This window comes from Paraburkholderia sp. RL17-373-BIF-A, from assembly GCF_046030175.1.
In the GTDB taxonomy this organism is placed as follows: Bacteria; Pseudomonadota; Gammaproteobacteria; order Burkholderiales; family Burkholderiaceae; genus Paraburkholderia.
Genome location: NZ_JARESO010000123.1, coordinates 1 through 7,675 on the forward strand (window position 1 = coordinate 1; position 7,675 = coordinate 7,675).

Sequence of the window (7,675 nt, forward strand, 5' to 3'; positions counted from 1 at the left end):
CGTTCGCGGCCTGCGCGATGGTGGCGAGCTTTGCATCGAGCAGGCCGGCGAACGCCAGCAGGTCATCGCGCTGGTTCTGCAGCGCGACGCGCACCGGGCGGATGCGGCGCGGATCCAGGCACTCACGCCGTTGCAACTCATCGACCACGAAGTCGAACAGACGGAACCTCATTCGAACTTGTGACCACGCTTCCTCTACTGGCTAAAGACGATCCGCCTCGGCGTACCTGGGGCTGGCACGGTAGGCGGACTCAATGAAGTCAGCATGCCCGTGTTCGCGTTCACGCTGTACATTGACACTGCATTATCTCCACCACTCGCTACGTAAACATACTGCCCGGACGGGGACACCGCAATACCGAAAGGACTGGTTCCGGTTGCCACTGTCGACGGATTCAGCGGCGTCAGCACGCCGTCACCCCCCACGCTGTAAATCGACACAGTATTATCACTAACATCCAACACGTACGCATACCGCCCGGACGGGGATACCGCGATACCGTCAGGATGAGCCACGATTGCCACCGTGGAGGACGGATCCAGCGGCGTGAGCACGCCGTTTCCACCCACGCTATACGTCGACACCACAGAGTCACCATTAATTATCACGTAGGCATACTGCCCGGACGGGGACACCGCGATACCGGCAGGTGCTCCTTCAGGTGCGCCTCCGGTCGTCACTGTGAATGGACTCAGCGGCGCTAGCTGGCCGTTGCTGCCGACGCTGTACATCGACACTGTTCTGTCAGTAGAATTAGTCACGTAGGCATACTGCCCGGACGGGGACACTGCGATAGAGGTAGGGCCGCGACCGGTTGCCACCGTCGACGGATTCAGCTGCGTGAGCACGCCGTTACCTCCCGCGCCGTACATCGACACCGTTCCGTCACCATTCGCCACGTAGACATACTGCCCGGACGGGGACACCACGATATCGACAGGCGTCTGCCCGGTTGGCACTGCAAAGGGACTCAGTGGCGTGAGCACGCCGTTACCTCCCACGCTGTACATCGACACCGTACCGTCAGCAGTATTCGCTACATAAGCATACTTCCCAGATGGGGACAGCGCGATACCGACAGGTGCGCCTCCGGTCGTCACTGTGGATGGACTCAGCGGCGCTAACTGACCGTTGCTGCCCAAGCTGTACATCGAAACCGTATTACTGTCGAATTCAGTTACATAGACGAATTTCGCCACCGGCACCGTCGGCACCAGCAAAAAGGCCTGCGTCTGTCCATTGACCGTGCCGTAACCGGTGATATCGCCGTTATCCGCGATGCTCGTGGCGCTATCGAGCACCCACCCCGATGTAGCCGGAATCAACGTGTTGAGATCGACCATGCGTCCCGAGCCGCCCTGCGCACTGCTCTGGTAAATGAATGCATGCGAAGCGGCGTTCTTCGCCGTATAGCTGGCGCCGACGATTTGTCCCGTGGCGTTGATCGCGTTGGCCTGGCTAAAGCTGCCGCCGAGCGTGCCCAGATCCGTCATCGCGCCCAGCGGCGCAGTATTGAGCAGGAAGGCATGAATGGCCTGGTTGCCTTTTGGCATACTGCTGCCTACCACCTGGCCGCTCGTATTAATGCCCCTGGCGACGGTCACTAACCCGCCCAACGAACCCAGATCCTGCATGCTGCCCGCAGTATAGGGTGCACTGATCAGGAACGCATGCGTGGTCAAGAAATCCTTCTTCAAACTGCTGCCGACCACCTGGCCGCTGGCGTTGATCGCGGTCGCCACGCTAATCGGACCGCCCAGTGTCCCCAGATCCTTCATACTGTTGGGTGTATATGGCGCATTGATCAGAAACGCGTGTGCCGACAATCCCCCCGTCGTACTGCTGCCGACCACCTGGCCGTTCGCGTTGATCGCGTTGGCCACGCTGAGCGGCCCGCCCAGCGTTCCCAGATCGATCGGGCCGCCCGCCGCGCTGGTCACGAATGCATGGGTTATCGGGCTGTTCGGTTTCACGAAGCTGAAGCCGACCACGGTGCCGCTCGCATTGATGCCGAGCGCGTTACTGCCGGGGCCACCGCCGAGCTTCTTCATCACGCCGCCGCTGTACAGGAAAGCGGCAAGCGGCAATGCTCTACCCGCCGTACTACTACTCGCGCCGGCAACCTGGCCATTGGCATTTACACTGTAGCCATAGCTTATCGTGCCGCCCAAGGTGCCCGGCGCAGTGACGGTATAGCTTTGCGCGAACGAACTGTGAGCCCCGCAGAGGAGTACGACGGCACCGAGTCGTCGTACGACGGAAAGAAAGTGCATGATTCAACTCCTTCGCCTGATCGTAAGAAGCAACAAATCATTGATGGCCTGATAGGCAGCGCTTCAGCACGCGTGAGCACACTGACGTCACTGCCTCGTGTCTGCTGCATGGGCGAAAGCCTCGCGTGGGCAAAGCAGGGCTCTCCTACGAAGGAACACGAACGCGACGATGCTTCCCGGATGTGCAGACTGCCCGACCGCTCACATTGGATGGGCGCCCGGGAGAAGCGCACAAACTGTTACTACTAACCACTACGGATAAATGCAGTTGCGGCGCGGGGGAGCCGGTAAGATAATCCTACCCAATGCACCGCAGCCTTGGTTTAGATTAGTATGAGCGACCGCTTAGTCGCGGCCCGGTCGTGAGTTACAACTGGTTGCCAGTTTTTCGAGGTCCTCGAATTTGTCTGCAAGTCGCGTCAGGACGGGATTTCCGGCCAGCGTATTCAAATCGGCCAAAGTCCATAATTTTGGACGCAGCGAATGCGGAGAAACCCCTGCTGGGGCTTTGTCAAGTTAAGCAAAACGGATCATGACTTCCGACTTGGATAAGGTGTCCTCATTAATTCGCGCTGGGGAGTTGCACACCTGCCCAGTCGTACCGCGCATGCAGACGGCTTTGTTCGGAAGACCAAGCGCAACTAGGACACGTCTGATGGCGCAAGGGAAGGCGCGGGAGTAAAAGTGGTGTCGTGAAGAACGACGGGCTCCCCATGGCGGACAAGACGAAACTGCAGAGCGGCGAGGCGCGCAAGCGCGAGAAGCCGGGCTACCGTGTCACCAATGCGCGCGAATATAACCGCAGCCTGAAACGGCGCGGACAGCTCAGCCTGTATTGTCCGCGCGGCGACCTGAAGGCGCTGTTCATCAATGCCACACCCTATGTACCCGGCGTGGCCGGACGTGAGGCCGACTATACGCCGGCCTAGGCTTCATGGAGGATTACTGGAGCGCACGTGGCCTGACTATTGCGGTGCCCAGCTTCGGTCAGCTGAGCGACCGGTTTGCCACGCTGAAAGTGGAGATCCGGCAGCGCTGTGAGCGGCTGGCGGCCCGCCTGAAGCGGGGTGAGGCGGTGACGGCAATCGTCGACAGCACCGGCATGAACTTTGGCCGGGCCAGCGACTGGTATGAAAAGAAGTACGGCAGGAAGGCGGCCCGCACGCCCTGGCGCAAGGTGCACCTGGCGATCGATACTGACATGAACGTGCACGAGATCGCCGTCACGGACACTGAAGTGTCCGACAGCGAAGGCCTGCATGCGGTGCTGCCGGGCGAGGTGCCGGTCGAGGTGCCGGTCGAGGTGCCGGTCGACTGCGTGATGGCCGACGGTGCGTACTACAGCATCAACTGGTTGCGGGTTTCCCAAAGCAGCCGAATTTGCCGTGTAATGGAATGCGCTGAACCCCTTACACGATACACTGTCAAACTTGCACAACTGGGCGGCTATCTGGCGCGAGCCAGTGATCCTCCTCCCGGCAGCACCGTGATCTGGCGAGGCCTTCGAAGACTCACCGATATCCAGCTCGGCTTCGAGCTCGCCAAAAATTGGGTAATCGCAAGGTTCTCGGACCGCTTACAGCACAACCTGCAAGTAACTGGACTTCTACCTCGTCAAGCGAAGCCGTTGGCGAACTTGCGAAGAATCTATCGGATCATTATGTCTGTTGTGACCGCACAAACGTTTGCACGAGCTTTTCTCGGGAAGGATCGATTTGGTGAGTCGTTCCGGGGCGGGACTCACGAAGCCTTCCGGCGGGGCGCGGACGGAGCAAACATTCCCACTTTCAACTGGGAGGTCTTTCGGCGCGTCACTGCCAACGCTGAGGAAAGCATGGCCAAGCAGGCGGGGGACTTCGATATTTCACGCTCGCGTGGGACGGTGACTGCGACGATCACCCTGTTGACTGCTTTTATTGGACTGCTCATCGAGCGGGTTTGCAAGAGCATCGGCAGCCACCAGAAAGAGGATTCCGTAATACACGCGGTGGTCGATCTTCATGAGAAAATCCTCGCAGAAGAATTTTCGGATCAGGGCCAGGGTAGCCGTTCTGTTTCAATAGGATTGAAACACGGCGGAGAGCTGGAGGTTTTTGAGAAAACAGGCGATAACGGCGCCGTTCTCACCATTACTGTGAAAACTGGCGCGACATCTGAGTCTTTTGCCATCGAAGGTGGCACCATCTTTGACTTCAGGGCAGTTCTAGAGCAGGAGATTTTTCGGCACGAGGCAGATCATTATCGGTACAGGGAAGCCACTGAACGCATCCCACTCGCGAGACGGATTTTGCTCCAAGGGGGCAACGCGGATATGCGCGGCGTGAACCTGCGGGTGGACCTGCGCGGGATGAGTCTGAGCGACGTGGACCTAAGCCGGTTGGACCTGAGAGAGGTGGACCTGAGCGCCATGCTCGACCATGCTCAAACGCGGCTGATGCAACCGGCACCCGGCGGGTACGCATGGGCTCGTGCGAACAGCTTCGGTTTGCTGCAGATACTGAATGCGGCCGAACGGCATGAAGAGCTACGTGACAAGGCAATGGCGCTGCGCAAGGCTTACCTGAAGGCACTTCCTGAGAACCTGATCGGGTTTGTGAAAAAGACCGCGAATGACATGGGTGACGAGTCGGAGCTGTCCTATTTTCCGTTGCTTGCAGGGGAAAAGGAGGTTTGCATCCTGCTGACCAAAGATGACCTCAGGAAAGGTATGCGTGCCCCCGATGAGCCGGGTGAAGAGTTCGGCAATGTATTCGTTGCTGTAGACTGGAGTAGTAAGCCTGATGGATCGAGTGCGACAGACCCGGCGTTCTATCCCATGTTCAATCAGACTCATCTTGCGCAATTCCCCGTGTTGCATGCCAAAAGCATCTCGCGACTATCGGGTCACTTGCTGGAGAAGATCGTTAGGCCCCTGATTCCGTCGGAGTATGTCGAAGGATACTTGCTGGGGGGCGCCGGCGGGGTGACGCAGGATTGGACAACTCCGCGAATCCAGTCGGATCTGAAACGGTTCATTCTGCCACTGGTGGGGCATGAGCGCGATGATCACGTCTCGTACGAAATGTTTTCTGATGCGCGTTTCTCAAAGGACCTGCTGGAGCGGCTTTTTACGGAGGCCGAGGCAGTATATGGTGCCATGAACGCCGCTGAAAGGGCTTTCTTCCTAACATCCCTTGCAGCTTCACTGACGTACGTGAGCAGTTCAAAGGTATTTGGTAGGTCAGACGATTCGCCGGAAGGGCTGCGTGTGCTGGCGGTCGCGATGCTAAATCATGCCGGGGACCTGGATCCTGGTGTCGTGGGTTTTTCAGAAGTCAAATTGGCGAATTACAGGGGGAAACTCCTTGGGAGGGAGGGGGCCTTTACGTGCACAGCGGTACTTTCCAGCAGACTGCAAGATGAGTTGCGGGGCCAGATGAGGAATGGCACACGGTTCGAGACGATTTATACGAAAACCTTCCCTGCGAAATGGAGGCGATACATGAGGGACTGAATATTCCACGCCAAAGTGAACAGGGATTCCACGGCAAAAAGAACAGGGTTTCCACCATCACGAACAGGAATTTGAGGTGGCAGCGACGGGCGTGGTTCAGAACGCGCTTTTTTTGCGTTACACAGGCGAGCGGAAGCGGCCCGCGGTTGACGAGAGCGTTTCGTTTGGTGGGGTGCCGCCGGCACGCGAGTGTGGCGTTCCTGTGAAAACAGTTTCAAACACGGTTGCCCGACCTCACCAATACCGCACCCGGGCGCGCACCACCCCACCAAACGAAACGCTCTCCGCGACAACCTCGGCCATACGTCGCTTGCCACCACCAGCATCTATCTGCACGCGGAAGATGACGCACGTCATCAGGCCACGCAGACCCGTCACCGGCTTGGCTGGGGCAAGCCTGCCAGATAGCGGGGCTTGGCCCGCCTGGCGGGAGATGGCAGACTCACGCGTCGCGCTCCCGCCGGGAGACCCATACCATTCCCGCCGGAACGATACCCGGAAGAGCCGCTTGCCGTTTGCCCGCGCATGAATCACGTCCACGAAACCGCCTATCCGGCACTCCCCGCAGAAGTCGCTGAATGAAGTTGACCCGCAAAAACGGACGCCTATCCTTTTGAAGAGGGGGTGCCGAAATGGGCAAGCATCGTACCCCGTACCCGGCGGAATTCCGGGCACAGATGGTCGAGCTGGTAAAGGCCGGGCGAACACCCGAGGAGCTGGAGAAGGAGTTCGAGCCGACCGCGCAGACCATCTACAACTGGGTGGCACAGGCCGGCCGCGATGCGGGCGTGCGCCATGACGGGTTGACCACCGCCGAGCGGCAGGAGCTTTCGCGGCTGCGTCGTGAGAATCGTCAGTTGAAGATGGAAAGAGACATACTCTCTCACGCAGCGGCCTGGTTTGCCCGGGAGACGGGAGCCGTATCGCCGAAGGATACGGATTTATGAGAGCGAACCGGGCCCGCTGGCCCATCGCCACGATGGCGCGGCTGCTCAGGGTCTCCACGAGCGGCTATTACGGGTGGCTGACAAGAGAGCCATCAGCGCATGCATGCAGTGACGCGCAGCTGCTGGCGCGCATCCGCACCCTGCATGCAAGCTCGCGTGGCACATACGGGGCGCCACGTATTCATGTGCAGCTGCGGCGTGATGGAGTGCGCGTGGGGCGCAAACGGGTGGCGCGTCTGATGCGTATGGATGGTCTGTGCGGGGCCACCCGCCGGCGCCGGAAGCTCACCACACACCAGCGCGCGGGAGCGCGGCGCGCGCCAGATCTGGTGCGCCGCCACTTCAGCGCCGCCGCGCCGAACGTGCTGTGGGTGGCTGATGCCACCTACATTCCGACCGGCGAGGGTTTCCTCTATCTGGCCGTAGTGCTGGATGTATTCAGTCGGCGTATTGTCGGCTGGGCGATGTCGAACCATCTGTACACCGAACTGATGCTACGCGCACTGGACATGGCATTGTCGCAGCGGCGGCCCGTGGGCGTGATCCATCATTCGGATCAGGGGTACCAATATACGTCGATTGCCTTCGGACGCCGCTGCCGCGAGGCAGGCGTGCAGCCATCGATGGGGACGGCCGGCGACGCCTATGACAACGCGATGTGCGAGTCGTTCTTCGGCACGCTCGAAGCCGAGCTGCTGATGCGTGAACACTTCGATACCCATGAGCAGGCCAGGCGGCGCATCTTCTCATTCCTGGAGGGCTGGTACAACGTAAGCGGTCAGCCAACCCGCACCTTGCGTTGTAAGGGCAAGTGGGCTAGCGATCAGGTGGTTTGCTTCGGCACGGGCTTGCCGAGCTTCCATGGGAGCAGGGCTTCGTAGTCGTCGGCGGTCTTCGCGTAAGGCAGCGCCTTGAACAGATCGATGAGATACCGGTACACGTCGACGTCATTGAGGGTTGG

General features: G+C 59.6%; 6 protein-coding genes. 4 read left to right on the plus strand and 2 right to left on the minus strand.

Going from position 1 to position 7,675, the window contains the following annotated elements:
* Nucleotides 1-195: 195 nt before the first annotated feature.
* A complete protein-coding gene (locus tag P0D80_RS47770) occupies nt 196-2,274 on the minus strand; it encodes a beta-propeller fold lactonase family protein (RefSeq protein ID WP_408295161.1) in 2,079 nt (692 codons plus the stop codon).
* Between the two features lie 713 nt (nt 2,275-2,987).
* On the opposite strand from P0D80_RS47770, the gene P0D80_RS47775 reads away from it, so the two are divergent.
* From P0D80_RS47775 to P0D80_RS47790, 4 genes are all read left to right on the plus strand, one after another.
* Nucleotides 2,988-3,203 (plus strand): hypothetical protein, encoded by a 216-nt coding sequence (locus P0D80_RS47775; protein WP_408295164.1) that lies wholly within the window; start codon nt 2,988-2,990, stop codon nt 3,201-3,203.
* A 5-nt stretch (nt 3,204-3,208) separates the two neighbouring features.
* Entirely contained in the window at nt 3,209-5,767 is a 2,559-nt protein-coding gene (locus P0D80_RS47780) for a transposase (RefSeq protein WP_408295167.1), read from the plus strand.
* A gap of 632 nt (nt 5,768-6,399) precedes the next feature.
* On the plus strand, nt 6,400-6,714 hold the full coding sequence (locus P0D80_RS47785) for a transposase (protein WP_408295170.1): 315 nt from the start codon (nt 6,400-6,402) through the stop codon (nt 6,712-6,714).
* Complete coding sequence (locus P0D80_RS47790) at nt 6,711-7,595, plus strand: IS3 family transposase (protein WP_408295173.1); 885 nt, start codon at nt 6,711-6,713, stop codon at nt 7,593-7,595. The genes P0D80_RS47785 and P0D80_RS47790 overlap by 4 nt, the downstream gene beginning before the upstream one ends.
* Here P0D80_RS47790 and P0D80_RS47795 read toward each other — a convergent pair.
* A partial coding sequence (locus P0D80_RS47795) for a transposase domain-containing protein (RefSeq protein WP_408295176.1) occupies nt 7,538-7,675 on the minus strand: 138 nt, incomplete at its 5' end. The two genes, P0D80_RS47790 and P0D80_RS47795, sit on opposite strands and share 58 nt — an antisense overlap.

What these genes read in the sequence shown, in the direction of transcription:
- P0D80_RS47785 (WP_408295170.1), top strand. Translation starts at nt 6,400, where the DNA reads ATGGGCAAGCATCGTACCCCGTACCCGGCGGAATTCCGGGCACAGATG.
- P0D80_RS47775 (WP_408295164.1), top strand. Translation starts at nt 2,988, where the DNA reads ATGGCGGACAAGACGAAACTGCAGAGCGGCGAGGCGCGCAAGCGCGAG.
- P0D80_RS47770 (WP_408295161.1), bottom strand. Translation starts at nt 2,274, where the DNA reads ATGCACTTTCTTTCCGTCGTACGACGACTCGGTGCCGTCGTACTCCTC.
- P0D80_RS47780 (WP_408295167.1), top strand. Translation starts at nt 3,209, where the DNA reads ATGGAGGATTACTGGAGCGCACGTGGCCTGACTATTGCGGTGCCCAGC.
- P0D80_RS47790 (WP_408295173.1), top strand. Translation starts at nt 6,711, where the DNA reads ATGAGAGCGAACCGGGCCCGCTGGCCCATCGCCACGATGGCGCGGCTG.